The sequence below is a fragment of the Oscillospiraceae bacterium genome (assembly GCA_022483045.1).
Classification (GTDB): domain Bacteria; phylum Bacillota; class Clostridia; order Oscillospirales; family Acutalibacteraceae; genus Caproicibacterium.
This window is the reverse complement of sequence record JAKVOA010000001.1, coordinates 1,236,308-1,251,468: the sequence shown is the minus strand read 5'-3', so window position 1 is coordinate 1,251,468 and position 15,161 is coordinate 1,236,308. Positions and strand designations below refer to the sequence as shown.

At 50.2% G+C, this 15,161-nt stretch carries 14 protein-coding genes; 1 reads left to right on the top strand and 13 read right to left on the bottom strand.

Features of this window, described 5'->3' with window-relative positions; translation table 11 throughout:
• Positions 1-445: 445 nt before the first annotated feature.
• Positions 446-1,213: a LuxR C-terminal-related transcriptional regulator gene (locus LKE53_06015; protein MCH3972309.1), complete on the top strand. Its 768-nt coding sequence runs from the start codon at positions 446-448 to the stop codon at positions 1,211-1,213.
• A gap of 94 nt (positions 1,214-1,307) precedes the next feature.
• Here the strand turns inward: LKE53_06015 and LKE53_06010 are convergent, their stop codons facing one another.
• The 13 genes from LKE53_06010 to LKE53_05950 all read right to left on the bottom strand — a co-directional run bounded on the left by LKE53_06010 (position 1,308) and on the right by LKE53_05950 (position 15,122).
• Positions 1,308-2,714 (bottom strand): APC family permease, encoded by a 1,407-nt coding sequence (locus tag LKE53_06010; GenBank protein ID MCH3972308.1) that lies wholly within the window; start codon positions 2,712-2,714, stop codon positions 1,308-1,310.
• Between the two features lie 18 nt (positions 2,715-2,732).
• Positions 2,733-3,080, bottom strand: a complete 348-nt coding sequence (locus LKE53_06005; protein MCH3972307.1) for a P-II family nitrogen regulator — start codon at positions 3,078-3,080, stop codon at positions 2,733-2,735.
• Positions 3,081-3,152: 72 nt separating this feature from the next.
• Entirely contained in the window at positions 3,153-4,280 is a 1,128-nt protein-coding gene (locus tag LKE53_06000; protein ID MCH3972306.1) for a tyramine oxidase subunit B, read from the bottom strand.
• A 129-nt stretch (positions 4,281-4,409) separates the two neighbouring features.
• Positions 4,410-5,540 carry an FAD-binding oxidoreductase gene (locus LKE53_05995; protein ID MCH3972305.1) on the bottom strand — a complete coding sequence of 377 codons (1,131 nt, stop codon included), beginning with the start codon at positions 5,538-5,540 and terminating at the stop codon, positions 4,410-4,412.
• A complete protein-coding gene (locus LKE53_05990) occupies positions 5,540-5,863 on the bottom strand; it encodes a (2Fe-2S)-binding protein (protein ID MCH3972304.1) in 324 nt (107 codons plus the stop codon). The genes LKE53_05995 and LKE53_05990 overlap by 1 nt, the downstream gene beginning before the upstream one ends.
• Before the next feature lie 52 nt (positions 5,864-5,915).
• Positions 5,916-7,496: an FAD-dependent oxidoreductase gene (locus tag LKE53_05985; protein ID MCH3972303.1), complete on the bottom strand. Its 1,581-nt coding sequence runs from the start codon at positions 7,494-7,496 to the stop codon at positions 5,916-5,918.
• Positions 7,493-7,834 carry a (2Fe-2S)-binding protein gene (locus LKE53_05980; GenBank protein ID MCH3972302.1) on the bottom strand — a complete coding sequence of 114 codons (342 nt, stop codon included), beginning with the start codon at positions 7,832-7,834 and terminating at the stop codon, positions 7,493-7,495. Before LKE53_05980 ends, LKE53_05985 begins: the two co-directional genes overlap by 4 nt.
• A 426-nt stretch (positions 7,835-8,260) precedes the next feature.
• Complete coding sequence (locus tag LKE53_05975) at positions 8,261-9,952, bottom strand: alpha-glucosidase (GenBank protein MCH3972301.1); 1,692 nt, start codon at positions 9,950-9,952, stop codon at positions 8,261-8,263.
• Between the two features lie 42 nt (positions 9,953-9,994).
• Positions 9,995-10,840, bottom strand: coding sequence for a carbohydrate ABC transporter permease (locus tag LKE53_05970; GenBank protein ID MCH3972300.1), 846 nt, complete (start codon positions 10,838-10,840; stop codon positions 9,995-9,997).
• Positions 10,837-11,712: a sugar ABC transporter permease gene (locus LKE53_05965; GenBank protein ID MCH3972299.1), complete on the bottom strand. Its 876-nt coding sequence runs from the start codon at positions 11,710-11,712 to the stop codon at positions 10,837-10,839. The genes LKE53_05970 and LKE53_05965 overlap by 4 nt, the downstream gene beginning before the upstream one ends.
• Before the next feature lie 76 nt (positions 11,713-11,788).
• Positions 11,789-13,087 carry an extracellular solute-binding protein gene (locus tag LKE53_05960; GenBank protein ID MCH3972298.1) on the bottom strand — a complete coding sequence of 433 codons (1,299 nt, stop codon included), beginning with the start codon at positions 13,085-13,087 and terminating at the stop codon, positions 11,789-11,791.
• Between the two features lie 211 nt (positions 13,088-13,298).
• On the bottom strand, positions 13,299-14,303 hold the full coding sequence (locus LKE53_05955) for a LacI family transcriptional regulator (protein ID MCH3972297.1): 1,005 nt from the start codon (positions 14,301-14,303) through the stop codon (positions 13,299-13,301).
• A 165-nt stretch (positions 14,304-14,468) separates the two neighbouring features.
• Positions 14,469-15,122, bottom strand: coding sequence for a hypothetical protein (locus LKE53_05950; protein ID MCH3972296.1), 654 nt, complete (start codon positions 15,120-15,122; stop codon positions 14,469-14,471).
• Positions 15,123-15,161 lie beyond the last annotated feature (39 nt).

Sequence of the window (15,161 nt, the reverse complement as noted above, 5' to 3'; positions counted from 1 at the left end):
CTTCGAATTTTTCCCTTTGTGCGGTCTTCATTACAGGCTAAAGTGTTCATATGACGGAAGGCGGTTCTGCTATGCCTAATCTGATTGCAACTGCATTAAAAATACACGATTACTGCATCTTATGCCGCTGAATTTGGGATTGCCGAAATGACCGGCATGTTTATGGGCAGGCTGGAAATTTTTTTGGTCATAACAGGAATTTGCGCCGGCTTTTCGTCCATTAAAGCCTGTGCTGTGCGCAGAAAAGAAAAATGGCCTCAAAATATGCGGGAAAGAAAGCGTTACTGATTTAGAAGAACGATTCTTAGTATTCTTTCGGGTGTATTTTGCGTATTTTATTGCTTTCTATTGCAATTCGTCTGGTGGCATGATACCATAAACGTATTCGCAAAGGCGCAGAAGCTTATATGCTTCTGCGCCTTTTTATATGGCAGGGGGCAATAGCATGAGACAGCTTGAGACAAATGATTGGCTTCTTTTAAACAGCATTATTTATAAAATCTATACGACAAAAGATTTTTGTGCCATGCGTACGCAGCTTTTAGAGCAGCTGAAAATGCTGCTTGACTTTGACAGCGCTGATTTCTTTTTGGCTGCACAGGATGGCAGCGATGCGCTGACCGACCCCGTTACTTACAACTGCGATGGCGCCTGCTCACAGACCTACGATTTTCTCGACTACAGCCGGGGAATCCTGTACGGCGGCAAAAGTCTGATTTACCGCGAAACGGACATCATCAGCGATGAAAAGCGGGTGCAGACAGAGTATTATCGTAAAGTTTATCAGCCAAACAACTGGCACTTTTCCCTGCAGATGATTATGGCAAAGGACAAAAAGCTTTTGGGGGTTATCACGTTTTACCGCACTATCGGGAAGAATAATTTCTTGTACGATGATATTCAAATTTTAGATATGCTCAAAGACCACCTTGCTTACCGCTTGGCAGAGGAGCGGCGAAAAAGCCGGGCGGCCCGCGGCAGAATTACCGTGGAAGAGGCGGCGGAAAAATATGGGCTTACCAAAAGAGAGGCCACTGTGCTGCGGCTGGAAATGTGTGGACTGGACAAAGACGCCATCTGCGAAAAATTGGTTATCAGCCCAAATACGCTGAAAAAGCATATTCTCAATCTTTACCGCAAACTTGGCATTTGCAAACGTCTGCAGATGTTTCAAATGATTGTGGAATGCGAACTGCCGGAAGAAAACTCGTAAAAAAAGAAGACAGTCCCACACAGCGCGCCGCAGCTTTTGCGGTACACGTTTTGTGGGACTGCCTTCTTCGGTTTATGAGATTTGCAGGCAGCGGTTATTTCCAAATGCCGCGCTTTTTCCGAATTGTGTAGTACATGCTGTTTTCCATTGCCATGACTTCTTCCATAGGCACATGCTGAAAGACGGGGCGCTTCATGCGTTTCTTAATCCAGAAATACGAGAAGATGCCCAGCAGCAGGAATGTAATACCCGTGATGAGCCAAATGTTGTTTCGTTCAACCGGATCAGTGGAAATATTGAGAATCATGTAGGCTGTGCCGGCAATGCCGATAATCGGCAGCACCGGGCCGAGCGGTACCTTAAAGGAGCGCGGCGCTTTGGGCAGTCTGTGGCGCAAAATCAGTACATCAATGTGTGCAAGGATATACGAAACCATCCAGAACACAGAGCCTACCAGAATCAGGAACGAAATGATACTGGAGGAATTATCGCTGATTGCTGCGAATACAAAAATGAAGACGCTGACAAACAGAACGCCGAACCAGGGTACGTTTCGCTTATTCGTTTTGCTGAAAACACGCGGCATCATGTTCATTTTCGCCATGCCTTCGCTGATGCTGCTCAGGCCGTTGACCGTGGAATTCTGTGTGCTGATGACAGCCAGAGCGGAGACACAGGTCATCCAAATCTTTCCGCCCTGTCCCAGCAGCTTTTCGCCGTACAACAGGTGCGGTGCCGGTGAATTTGTCAGGTCACCCCAGGCGGTGTAGTTGTGAAAGCCAAAAACCATAATTGCCTGTACAATCCCGATCAGCACCAGGCCGAGCATCATGCCGAGGGGAACATTCTTTTTCGCATTTTTTACATCCTTTGATACTGGAATGGCGTATTCAGCACCAATAAAGAGCCAAAATGCCACGGCTGTCATGGAAACAATGTCGTTAAAGTTGGTTGAGATGACAGCCGGTTGACTGACAGTGGGCTGTGTACCAGCGCTGCAGGCGCCGATAATCCCCATTACCAGCATGGAGCCGACTAAAAGGAAAGCAACCAGATTCTGCACCTTCGCAAAAATATCGACCCCGTACAAATTCGCAATCGTTACGCCCACAGTCATAACGAGCGTGTAGACAATGCTTGGAATTTTAAGTGGAATGGTTTGCGCGCAGGCATAGGCAAAGATAGAGGCTTCAACCCCGCACGACATGATATTGCAGATTAAGTATCCGCCCACCATGGAAATCATCGTGGGAAACGGCCCCATGCAGGCCAGAGTGTACTGTGCCAGCCCACCAGTGGTGTTTGGCATCAGCGCGTTTAGCTCAGAGAGTGAGGCAATAGTAATGATGTTGAGAATACAGGCAATGATCATCGGAATGATGAACATGGTACCCAGCGTGCCGGCGCCCTGCCCCAGGGATACCAGACTGCTGGTCGCAACTACCAGCCCGACAGAGATGGAAATAACACTGCCAAGCCCGAGCTTCTTTTGCTTTTTCATGTTTTGCCAGCCTCCCTGTTACAGGGCATCTTTGCCTTCGTCGCCTGTCCTTACACGTACGACATTCGTAATATCGTACACAAAAATTTTGCCGTCGCCAATATGGCCCGTGTAGAGCACCTGCTTTACCATCTCTACAATTTCCTTTGCCTTAGCGGTTTCTACCACGATGTTGATTTGAATTTTGGGCAGCAGCTCCATTTCAAAGTTCTTATCCACTTCGTATTCCTTTGTGCCCTTTTCTACGCCGCAACCCAGTACCTGCATCATGGTCATGCCGCCAATCTGCAGTTTGCTTAGGGAAGCTTTCAGGTCTGTATATTTCGACATATCGGTGATAATTTCGATCTTTGATAATTCGCTCATATTTCATTTCCTTTCCGGAGTGTCTGCGGGAAAATACCGCAGGGTATTTTTTGTGTAGGTGCCTGTCTGCTTTTATGCCATTTCCGGCTTTTCCCACAAAGGAAGCACGCGGCCAATGCCTTTTTCCAGGGCGCTGCGGTAAACGGTGCAGCCCCACGCAATATCCTCTACTGGCATGCCGCCCACAGAGTATACAATGACTTCGTCTTCACTTTTTCTGCCCGGGGCCGCGCCGGTGATGATATCGGTAATGTCTGTTACATCTTCGCGCTTTACCAGCCCATCATGGATAAGGTCTGTGAATTTGGTGCCGATAATCTGCATTTTGGGGTAGGTGGGGTACGGGTACTCTTCCTCCCATGCCTCGTAAAGTTTGGAGTTGTCAACTACCAAACGGCATTGGGACAGATAATCGTCGTCAAACCGGGCGGCGGATGGCATGCTGATGAGGGCGCCTTTTTTAATCCAGCTGCCGTTAATGTAAGGGAAGGTAGAAACGTCGTCTTTTACGGTTGTTGTAAAGCTGATGATGTCGCTGCCACGTACGGCTTCCTCCACGGTGTCACAGACTTTGATTTCTTTAATCTGCGGCAGCTCTTCTTTAATAAAAGTGATAAAGGAATCAATCGAGCGCTGGCCGCGGCCTTTAATCTGCACACGGGAAAGTTTGGGGCAGGCGGCAGCAAACGCGGCAAGCGAAGTCTTGCCCATGACGCCGGGGCCAATCACGGCAGCTGTCCGCGAATCTTTCCTTGCCAGATATTTGGCACCCACCCCTGGAATGCCGCCGGTGCGGTAGGCACTCAAGAGGTTTGCCGACATAAAAGCGAGCGGTGCGCCTGTGTCTTTGTCACTCAAAGTCATCATCAAGATGGAGCGCGGCAGGCCTTTTTCTTTATTTTCTACGTTGGAGCCATACCATTTTACGCCTGCCATCTGGTATTTGCCGCCAAGGTAGGCGGGCATTGCCATAAAGCGCCGGTCAAATGCGTTTTTTGGCATACCCGGAAATTGCGGGTCATTTGGGAAAGTAATCATACAGCCGTGAGAGTTGTGATTTTCGCCGCCCATGACGTAGTCGCCTTTTTTCAGCAGCAGCAACATATCCTCCATGGAAAGAATGCACTTGCTCATATCCTTGACGCCGGCTTTTATCATGTCCGGCTCATCCAAGTATAAAAACGAAATTGATGTATCCATTTTTTACCTCCAATGAAATACAGGCTTTGAAACGGTCGTAGCGAAACGCGGAAAGAATGGCGCCGCCGGTTTCCTTTTTGATTCAGCTGTGTATAAAAAGAATTGACGTATCCACTTTCTGTATCAAAATCAAATACAGGCTTTGAAGCGGTCGTAGCGAAACGCGGAAAGGTCCAGCATTGGCTTTTCGCCGACGGTCATCTGCGCCAAAAGCTGCCCTACCACAGGGGAAATACCGAAACCGTGGCCGGTAAAGCCGCAGGCGAGAATCAGGCCGGGCGCTTCCTCAACTTCACTGATGACGGGTACTTTGTCGGCACTGTCATCCTCATAGCCCGCCCAGGTGCGCACAATCTTTGCGTGTGCCAGCCGTGGGATATACTTCATAATACCACGGCAGATGCACGGCGCAGTGATACTGGAAGTAGCCATGCAGCCGTTGTCTTTATTTTCCTCTTCATATCCCGATGCACCGCCGAAAACAAAAGAACCGTGGTTGGTCTGGTGACCGTAAAAATCCGCATCTGCGGTGCCGAGCATTTGCGCAAACATGGGCGGCTCAGCCTCTGTGACCAGAGCCTCAATCAGCTCTTTTTTCATGGGAATGTCAATGCCGACAGAGGCGGTGATTGCGCGGCTGTCATAGCCGGAGGCGACAATCACTTTGTCACAGCCGTACACAGCCTTTTCGGTCAGCACTTCTTTGACTTCACCGCACACTTTCTGCAGGCCGGTCACCTTTTCCCCGGTAATAAACCGAACCCCGCGCTGCCGAGCGGCCCGGTAAAAGGCAAGGGTGGTTTTCAGCGGGTTTGCGTGGCCGTCTGTTGGGCACCAACTGGCGCAGATGACTTCATCGGAAAGATAGGGGTTGATTTTGCGGACCTCGCTGCCGTCAATCATGCGCACACCCAGCCCGCAGGCAGCTGCGCGGGCTGTCAGCCCCTGCAGAATTTGCCGGTGTTTTTCGGTCTTGCCTAGGCGCAGGTTGCCCTCTTTATGGTATTCGACATCTGTACCCAGTTCTTCGGAAAGAGACGGCCAGACATGCTCTACACCGTAAATAGCCAGTGGCAGTTCCCGCGGGTCACGGCCTGACTGGCGCACCCCGCCGCCGTTTCGGCTGGAGCCGCCGTTGCCGATTACTTCATCGCAGTCGAGCACGGTAACGGAAACGCCTTTTTTGGAAAGATAATAGGCGGTCGCGCAGCCAATGACGCCGGCGCCGACAATGACGACCTCTGCTGTATGTTCTGACATTACTCTTCGACCTCCTTCGCAAAAACGTTCATTTCCGTTGGGCGCATGGGGGAGCGGGAGGTTGCTGCCTCCAGCTCTGCCGGCGAAACACCCAGTTCGCGTGCGACAATGCCCTTTACCAGCTTGCCGCAGGTTTGTCCCTGGCAGAGGCCCATGCCACAGCGCAGGTACCGCCGGATTTCTGCCATAGTCCACATGCCATCGTGTACGGCGCGCCTGATTTCTCCCTTTGTAATCTCTTCACAGCGGCAGATAATCATATCGTCGTCGCTGTGCGCGGTAAATTCGCCGATGTCTTTGGAACGATCGATTCTTTTGCTCATTTCACAGCCTCCGGGTTTCTATAAACGCAGACACGCTCTGCCTGCGGGTCATTCAATTTTCCGCCTGAAAAAAGCGCGCTTTTCCCGCGTATGCTTTCGGCACTTTCATAGTCAGCAGATTTGTTTTATCAAATGCCGGCGATGACTTGACGGATACAATTTCAGCTTCGCAGATTGGTTTTCCACTGCGGGAAAGGCCCTTGCCCTTGTCACCGGCCTTTGGCAGAGGTAAAAATTCATACGGAAGGGTTACTTCTGCTGTTTCGTCGCCGCAGTCTTCATTTACCAGAAAGATTGCCTGTCCCGGACAGGAGGCTACACACATGCCGCAGCCGATGCACTGCGCGTCTGCTTCGACCGCCGGCAGGGAGGTAATGTTGCTGCCAATGCGAATGCAGTGTTTCGGGCAGGCGTCCTGGCACGGGTTGCAGGGGATATTCTGTGTACATTCCATAACCGGATGAATGCCGGCTTTCTGTACCACGCCCGGGAAGCGTCCAATCTCTTCGTCGGCGACAAAGCCGTGCTGCAACAGACTTTTCGAAACAGGAATGCCCTCTTCAGTTTTGTCAATTTTTCTGCCCTTATTTCCGGGGGCAAACATGCCCTGCCGCAGGCCATCCAGAGCTTTATCCAGGTCAGCTTCCTCACTGTCAAGCGCTGCTTTATTCATGTAGCCAAGATATTCAGAAGCGTAAATGCCGGCTTGCCGTCCTTCAATCATCGCAGAGCTCGCCTCCTCAATGCCGGAAACATCCCCTGCTGCGAAAATACCCGGAATGGAGGTCTGACCGTGCGCGTCAATCACCGGCACCTGGCCGCCTTTTTTCGGATTGTCGTCCATTTTGCAGCCGACCATTTTCAGCAGCTGGCTCATGGGCGAAAGACCAACCGCCACACAGATAGTATCGACATCAAAGTGAACCTCCGTACCCGGAATAAACTGAAAATGCGCGTCTACTTTCGCAATGGTCACGCCGGTCACGTGGTCGGTGCCGTCTACTTTCTGTATGGTATAAGGAAGGTAGAAAGGAATGCCTGTACGGGCCACTTTCGCGGCATGTACGCCATAGCCGCCGATTTTCGGGGCCGCGTCTGCCAGAGCCACCACTTCACAGCCGCTCTGTTTGAGCTGGTAGCTGACAACCAGGCCGACATTGCCGGAGCCGAGCATTAGAATACGGTTTCCGGGTTTTACGCCGTGCAGATTCATCAACGTCTGCGCGGCGCCTGCGCCGATGACCCCCGGCAGGGTCCAGCCGTCAAAGGGCACCATGTTTTCAGAAGCGCCGGTTGCCACAATGATGGTGTCGGCCTTAAAGTGCTCGATTGCGTCGCTGATGCGCACCACCACTTCTTTGTCCTGATAAATGCCGATGACGGCTGCGTTCAGCCGAACCTGAACACCTGCTTTTCCGGCTTCGTCCAGCAGCTGCTGTCCGATGCGGAAGCCCCGGATTTTTGCCCGGTGTTCTTTTGAGCCGAAAAATTTATGAATCTGCTTAAAGAGCTGCCCGCCGGGGCGCGCGTTTTCGTCAAAGACCAGTACGGAAGCACCGCGCTTGGCGGCCTCTATGGCGGCGGAAAGGCCGGAGGGGCCTGCGCCGATGACGATTAAATCATATCTTTTCATGCTTTTTCACCATCTTTCACAGCGAAGGGTTCTGCCGATGTGCCGTACTGTGTCTGTACGGTCATGCCGGCCGCAAGCGGTGTCATACAAGTGCGTACGTTTGGTTCACCGTTTACGACCATCACGCAGTCGGTACATCTGCCGATTGCACAGAAGATGCCGCGCGGCTTGTGCTGCTTTTTTGTGTACCGGTGCACCATGACGCCATTTGCTTTCAGCGCTGCGGCAATCGGCTCGCCCTCATAGCCCATAAGGGTTTTGCCGTCGTAAGTAAAGGCAACCTGTCTGCCTTTTTCAAATGTACCCAGAATCGGGTGCTCTGTGATACGGTTTTCCATCGTCTGCCTCCTGTTTTGCGAAAAGAAAAAGATGACTTGCTCTTCATCAGATTGATTTTGACAATCAAAAAGCGCCGCTGCAAATCTGCAGCGGCGCCCTTGCCAATGTTTTTTCATTTGACTTGGATAAATTATATAACAGGAAATGTGACCTTTCAAGTCCTCATTTTCCCCATTTAAATAATCTTTTTTGCGTAAAAATGACCTAAAAGGAGTATAAAACAAAATTCTGTACCCAGGCAGCATTCCTTTGTGTATTCTAAAAGCACCGCCCCAAAGGACAGCAGGCAGCTGTCGGTTTCAGGGCGGTGCTTGTGCCTGCATTTGCGGGGAACTTTTTGCAAATAGCAGGCCAAAAGAAATTGAAAGAGAGAGGAGTGAAAAGCTTGTTGACGTATTAAAAGATAGGTGCGGCCGCTCAGATCCTTACGGCAGCAGGTAGACATTTGCCTCGTAAGGGGAGAGGGACATGTGCTCTTTAAGCGTGCAGTCGGAGTCTGCCGCCTCGTTTGAAATCAGCAGAGCGGCGTTTTCGGCCTGCGGCAGCTTTGGCAAGTTTACTTGTGCGGGCCGGCCGCTGAAATTTAGCAGGATTAAAAACGTCTGCTGTCCGTCTTTTCGCAGATAGGCAAAAACCTGGCTATCGTCTTCCAAAAGAGGCGTATAAGAGCCGTACACTAGCCCTAAATATGTTTTGCGCAGACGAATCAGTTTTTGGTAGTAGTGAAATACCGAATTGGGATTCTGTCGATTTTCTTGTACATTGATGGTTTTGCAGTTTGGATTGACGCCAATCCAGGGCTTGCCGCGAGAGAATCCTGCGTTTTTCGAGCTGTCCCACTGCATGGGCGTGCGTGCGTTGTCGCGGCTTTTAAAGCGGATGGCGCGCATGACTTTTTCTTTGTCGTCCGGGTACTTTTTGCACAATTCCCGGTACGCGTTGTGCGTTTCGAGATCTCTGTACTGAGAAATATCCGTAAACGGCACATTCGTCATGCCAATTTCTTCCCCTTGAAAGACATACGGTGTTCCCTGCAAAGTGAACTGCAGTGTGGCGAGCAGCTTTGCCGATTTTTCGCGGTATGCCGGGTTCCTGCTGCCAAAGCGCGAGACAGCGCGCGGCTGGTCATGGTTGCCCCAGTAAATGCTGTTCCAGGCTTTTCCGTCTAGCTGCGTCTGCCATCGGGTTACGATGGATTTCAGGTCTTTCAGGGCAACAGGCGCATCGTTCCATTTCCCATCTTCGTTTATCCCCAGGTCTACATGCTCAAACTGAAATACCATATTGAGTTCGCGGCTGTCAAAGCCGGCATAACGCAGGGCGTCGTCAGGTGCGATACCGCCTGTTTCGCCGACTGTCATAATATCATAGTGGCTCAGGACCTCACGGTTCATTTCCTGCAGAAAAGCGTGCTCGTGCGGGCCATTAGAGACATAGGGCCAGCCGTTGCCGTACTTTTCCCCTTTGGCAAGAGGAGCATCGGGAAAGGCCGGTTCTTTAGAAAGCAGATTGATAACATCCATACGGAAACCATCAATGCCTTTGTTGAGCCACCACTTCATCATATCGTATACAGAGCGGCGTACCTCTGAATTTTCCCAGTTGAGGTCCGGCTGCTTTTCTGCAAACATGTGCAGGTAGTACTGCCGCGTGCTGTCGCTGTACTTCCACGCGGACCCGCCAAAGACGCTTCCCCAGTTGTTGGGTGCACCGCCGTTTTTGCCGTCTTTCCAGATGTAGTAATTGCGGTATTTGTTTGCGGGGGCTTGGCAGCTTTTTCGAAACCATTCGTGTTCGTCAGAGGTGTGGTTTACTACCAGGTCCATGACAATGCGCAGGCCCTTGTTGTGTGCTGCCTCCAGCAGCTGGTCAAAATTTGCCATGGTGCCGAATTCCCGCATAATGGCGCGGTAGTCGCGGATATCGTATCCGTTGTCGGCATTTGGGGAGTCATAGATGGGGCAGAGCCAGATGACATCTGCACCCAGCTCACGAATATAGTCCAGTTTGCTGAGAATGCCTGGCAGGTCGCCGATGCCATCGCCGCTGCTGTCCATAAAGCTCCGGGGGTAAATTTGATAGACTGTGGCTTCTTTCCACCACTTCTTTTCATTCATTGTACATCATTCCTTTGTAAAGAAAGTATGCGCGGTATATGCTTATTGTTTTACAGCGCCTTTTGTAACGCCGCCGATAATCCATTTTTGTCCGACCAAATAGAAAATGAGGATTGGCAGCAGAGCCATGAGGTACGAGGCAAACGCAAGGTTGTAGTTGGTCGAGAACTGTCCCTGGAAAACATACTGTGAAAGCTGCAGCGTTTGTTCTTCTGGTTTGCTGAGCAATACCAGGGGCATTAAGAAGTCATTCCAGGTCCACATAAAAGTGAAGATGGCGACGGTCGCGTGCATGGGGGTCATCAGCGGGAAAATGATATGTACGAAGGTCTGCCATGGACTTGCGCCGTCAATCATAGCGGCCTCGTCCAGAGAGTGCGGAATAGACTTTAAGTACCCGCTGTAAAGGAAGGTGTTCATCGGCAGGCCCATGACAATGTACAGCAGGGTAATGCCGGCTACGTTGTCGATGTGCAGGGTGTTGGCCTGCTTCACCAGCGGCAGCATTAACACCGCAAAGGGGATGAACATTGCGCTGATGAAGTAGTAATAAAGCAAGTTGAAAAATTTGCTCTTGGCGCGGTTGCGCGAAATGGCATAGGCCACCATGGAGTTTGTAAGCAGCGTAAAAATCAGCGCAAATACAGTGATTAGAAAGGTGTTGAGAAATTTCTGCGGATAATTCACCATTTTCCATGCGTCGGCGAAGTTCTGCCAGCGAATGGTCTTTGGCAGCGCGAGAATATTGCCCATTTCGTTTGGCGTTTTTAGGGCGATAATGATGGTCAAATACAACGGAAACAGAATGAATGCGGCTGCCAGTACAATCAGGAGGATGGTTGCGGGCCAGCGGGTCTTTGTGTTTACCTCAGTGTGCCTTTTTTTCATGATAGTTTTTCCTCCCTTTTCTCAAGGACAAGAAGCTGGAACAGGGAAATGCCGCCGATAATCAGGAACAGCAGGACCGCGTTTGCAGATTGATAGGCAAACTGCGCGCCTTGAAACCCGCGCTTGTAAATCAACACAGAGACCGTGGTGGTTGCTGTGCCCGGGCCGCCGTTTGTCATAGCCATGACCTGGTCAAAGGTCATCAGGAAGTTCTTTACGCAGAGTACCATGTTGATGGTAAAGAAGGGGGCAATCAGTGGGAAAGTGATTTTTGAGAAACGCGCCCAGCCAGAGGCGCCATCAAGGTCAGCGGCTTCGTACAGGTCAGGGTCAACCGTCTGCAGTCCGGAAATGTAAATCAGTGTGTTAAACGCGAGCGACTGCCATACTGTGACAAACAAAAGGCCTATCCAGGCGTTGTCTGTGCCGAGAATGTTGACACTCAGCCAGCCGATTCCCAGTGCTTTGCCCACCTGCGGCAGCAGGTTTGCAAAGATAAAGTTGAAAACATAGCCGACAATCAGGTTGCCGAGAATGTAGGGCAGAAAGTAGACAGCGCGCAGCGTCTTTTTCAGCTTGATTCGCTTGGTCAGGCAGATGGCCAGCAGCAGGCTGATGACATTGACCAGTACCGTTGCCAGGATAGCAAAAACAAATGTGAAACCATAGGCGTGGCCGATATCGGGGTCCGTAAAGATATGGGCGTAGTTGCGCAGACCCACAAAGTGCCACTGCCCATAGCCTTTCCAGTTTGTAAAGCTGTAGAAAATACCCTCTAAAAACGGATAGGTGTGCAATAGGAAGAATAGTACGGTCATCGGCAGCACCATGAGGTAAAAAACCGGTGACACTCTGCTTCTTTTGTGTTTCATCTGAACACCTCATTCTATAAATCAGTCTTGAAAAAGCAGCTGTCAAAGCCGCGGCAGCTGCTTCATCGGTTTCCCATCAGTCAGAAACATTTGCAGCGTCATACTTTGTGTCGCACTGCTTTAAGAAATCGGCAATGTTTTTGTCTGCAGCCATGCCGGCCGCCGCATTTTTGCCGAAGTTCTGTGCGAGAGATGCCAGGTCAAAACCAGAGGGATAGTAGTGGTCAGGGTAGTTCGCAACTTTGCCGCTTGCGATATCTTCTTTGACGCCGGCAACTGTTTTGTCGTTCTGCTCAACACCGTTAATCGCAGAGAAAGCAAACTGTTCGGTGATGTATTTCTGTGCATTTTCTTTCTGCATCATAAAGCTGACGAATTCTTTAGCGGCCTCTTTGTTTGCAGACTTAGAGCTGACTGCCAAAAGGACATCGACACCGGAAGTGACATAGTTTTTGCTGCTGTCGTTGCTGGAGGGGAACGCAAACATGTTTACTTTAAAGCTGGAGTTGACTTTCTTAAACTCTGGAATTGCCCAGTTGCCGTTGATCATCATAGCAGCTTTTCCCTGTGCAAAGGCGGTGTTGCCGTCTGCATAGGTTGTGCCCATGTAATCTTTCTGTGCAAAGGGCAGCAGGTCCAGATACTTCTGAGCGATTTCTTTATGAGTTGCTGCAAAGGTGGTCTTACCGTTTTTGCGGTCATCGGTGAAGTTCGCGGGCTGCAGGTCCGGGGCAAGGCTGTTCCATGCCGGCAGGGTGCACCAGCTGTCTTTAAAGGTCAGCTCAAACGGTGTAGTGCCACCGCTCTGCAGCTTTTTGCATAGGGCGATGAATTCATCCCACGTCTTTGGTACAAACAGACCCTTGCTCTTAAACAAATCTTCATTATAAAGTACACCGGAAGCATTGGTGGCATAAGGAATGCCGTAAAGCTTCTGTTCTTTGTCCTGTTGTACGTCGTAAACCATCTTCTTATAGGCGTTCTGTATGCCACTTACATAGGATTCACTGCTCAAGTCTTCCAGCACGCCGGCGCTCTGCACTTCAGTGTAGGTCGAGTCGCCGCCCATGGCAATGATGTCTGGAATATTGTCTTTTGTAAGCCGTGTTTTCAGGACCGTGCCGGCGTCCTGCGGGCTGGAGAGCGTAATGGTGATGTTCGGGTGCTTGGCGTGGAATGCAGCAATCAGTTCTTTTAGAGTGGAAGCATTCTCTGTCTTTGTTGAGAAAAGCTCCAGAGAGACAGCCTTGCTGCTGTCTGCTGTGGTAGAGCCTGCAGCAGAGGTTGTGGAAGCCCCGCCGCCTGCGCACCCGGCCATAGAGAGCGTCATTGCTGCACTTAGCGATACAGCTGTTATTTTGGTAAAACCTTTCATCTTTTACTCCTCCTAGAGAAAAAATAATAATATGTGAAACTCCCAAAACAGGAGAATCCTCCGGCAAAAAGCGCACACAACTTGTGCGCTGCTGAGTAGAACTGCTCATTTTAGTAATCGATTACGTAAAAGACAATGACTGATTATATTTAGAAAATTTGTACAGAATGCTGAGTAATCGTTTACGTAAAGTGCCAAAAAAGCGCGGCAATTAAATTTTGCGTACAGAATCTCTTTCGACAATTTTAAAGGGAAGAATCCTGCTCTGCACCGGCTGATGCTCCATTCCCATTTTCAGCATTGCAAAAGCTTCGCGCCCCATGCGGTAGAGCGGCTGTGCAACAGTGGTCAGCTGTGGTACGGTCATTTTTGCGGTGCGGGTGTTGTCATAACCTATGATAGAAAAATCATCCGGGACCTTGCAGCCTAAAAGGGAAGCAGCTGTCATAGCACCCGCAGCAACTTCGTCGCAGCAGGCGACAACGCCAGTAAAGGACTGCCTGCTTTTGATGAGTTCCTTCATTGCCTGTATACCCTTTTCATAGATGAATCCGGTGTAGCGTACCAAGTCGTCACTGTAGGGAATAGCGTGGTCTTCCAGTGCCTTGCGGTATCCCTCCAGGCGAAGTCTGCCGGCGACCATATCGTGCTTTGAGCCGGAAAGCATCGCAATTTTGCGGTGGCCTTTTTCGATTAAGTAAGCAGTTGCTTTGTAGGAAGCCTGAAAGTCATCTACACGAATGTAGGGAATTGGGTAACGCGGCGAGAGGGTAGAGACCAGCACACACGGAATCCCGCTTTGGCTGACCAATGCGTCGATTTTCTCTTTTGGTGGCAGGCTGCAGCCGATTATACCGTCTGTTTGGCGTTCCATCAGCATTTTTATGTACTGCTGGGTGCGGTTGCCGGAAACGCCGACATGGCACATCATTACGTTGTAGCCCTGCTTTTGCGCGGCGTCCTCAATGCCATCTAGTATTTTGACATAGAATGTGGTTTCTACTTTTGGCAGCAGAACGGCGACAATGTTTGACTTCTTTGTTTTCAGGTTGCGTGCGACAATGTTGCACTGGTAACCGAGCGAGTCAATGGCTTCCTGTACTTTTTCTTTTGTTTCCGGCGAAAATCCAGGCAGGCCGTTCAGAACTCTTGAAACGGTCGCGACAGAAACGTTTGCTTTTTCGGCAACGTCCTTTACAGTTGGATTTTTCGCCATGTTTGTCGCTCCCTTACTACGTAATCGTTTACTACAGCTAAGATAGCACTTATAGAATAAAAAGTCAATAGAAAGTTAAAATAATTTATTCATTTTTCTGTACTTTTCTTTTTTGTATACAAAAAGGCCGCACTGCCAGGCGGCAATGCGGGTCCTTTGTAGGTCTTAGTCATACGCATAGTGGGTAAAGAGCGGGGAAGCAATCCGGTCAAGAAAAAGCTGAACCATGGGGCCGGTGCCGCAGGCAATCACAATCGTGCCTAGGCCGACAATGCTCCAAAGCTTCCCGGTGGGCAGGCTGGTCAGTGTGCCTGCCACAACACAGGAAACATCGCTTAAAATACGGGCATATTTGAAAGGTAGTTTTTTGTGCGTCAGTGTTTCCAAAAGATAGGCTGCCGCATCATAGGGGGCAACCCCCATGCTTGCGCCGATATACAGGGAATCTCCCAAGCAGATGATAAAGAAAGCGGCAGCAAAAAGGAAAATGCGGGCGGGCATGGCAGAGGCGGTGATACCGGCGGCGTGAAACAGAAACACGGTGAAATCCGCGAGATAACCGACAAAAACCATGTTGAAGACAGTGCCAAATCCGATCAGGTCTTTCCGGCGCAGCAAAAGCACCGGTACCAGCAGAATAAAATTGACGAGCAGCTGCAGATTGCCGAACTGCAGCTTTAGCAGGCCGCTAATGCCGAGGTTCATAGTTGTAAAGGGGTCGCAGCCAAAGGCTGCCATGCGTAAAAACCCAACGGCAATGCCAATTAGAAAAATTCCCAGTACAACATTTGCGGCGCGAAATCCATATTTTTTGAGCATCTGACTAATTGCCTCCCAAAATTGCAGTTTGTAGTGTGT

Bases quoted from the DNA above. Each gene is read 5' to 3' on its own strand.
- LKE53_06015 (MCH3972309.1), top strand. From the start codon at position 446: ATGAGACAGCTTGAGACAAATGATTGGCTTCTTTTAAACAGCATTATT.
- LKE53_06010 (MCH3972308.1), bottom strand. From the start codon at position 2,714: ATGAAAAAGCAAAAGAAGCTCGGGCTTGGCAGTGTTATTTCCATCTCT.
- LKE53_06005 (MCH3972307.1), bottom strand. From the start codon at position 3,080: ATGAGCGAATTATCAAAGATCGAAATTATCACCGATATGTCGAAATAT.
- LKE53_06000 (MCH3972306.1), bottom strand. From the start codon at position 4,280: ATGGATACATCAATTTCGTTTTTATACTTGGATGAGCCGGACATGATA.
- LKE53_05995 (MCH3972305.1), bottom strand. From the start codon at position 5,540: ATGTCAGAACATACAGCAGAGGTCGTCATTGTCGGCGCCGGCGTCATT.
- LKE53_05990 (MCH3972304.1), bottom strand. From the start codon at position 5,863: ATGAGCAAAAGAATCGATCGTTCCAAAGACATCGGCGAATTTACCGCG.
- LKE53_05985 (MCH3972303.1), bottom strand. From the start codon at position 7,496: ATGAAAAGATATGATTTAATCGTCATCGGCGCAGGCCCCTCCGGCCTT.
- LKE53_05980 (MCH3972302.1), bottom strand. From the start codon at position 7,834: ATGGAAAACCGTATCACAGAGCACCCGATTCTGGGTACATTTGAAAAA.
- LKE53_05975 (MCH3972301.1), bottom strand. From the start codon at position 9,952: ATGAATGAAAAGAAGTGGTGGAAAGAAGCCACAGTCTATCAAATTTAC.
- LKE53_05970 (MCH3972300.1), bottom strand. From the start codon at position 10,840: ATGAAAAAAAGGCACACTGAGGTAAACACAAAGACCCGCTGGCCCGCA.
- LKE53_05965 (MCH3972299.1), bottom strand. From the start codon at position 11,712: ATGAAACACAAAAGAAGCAGAGTGTCACCGGTTTTTTACCTCATGGTG.
- LKE53_05960 (MCH3972298.1), bottom strand. From the start codon at position 13,087: ATGAAAGGTTTTACCAAAATAACAGCTGTATCGCTAAGTGCAGCAATG.
- LKE53_05955 (MCH3972297.1), bottom strand. From the start codon at position 14,303: ATGGCGAAAAATCCAACTGTAAAGGACGTTGCCGAAAAAGCAAACGTT.
- LKE53_05950 (MCH3972296.1), bottom strand. From the start codon at position 15,122: ATGCTCAAAAAATATGGATTTCGCGCCGCAAATGTTGTACTGGGAATT.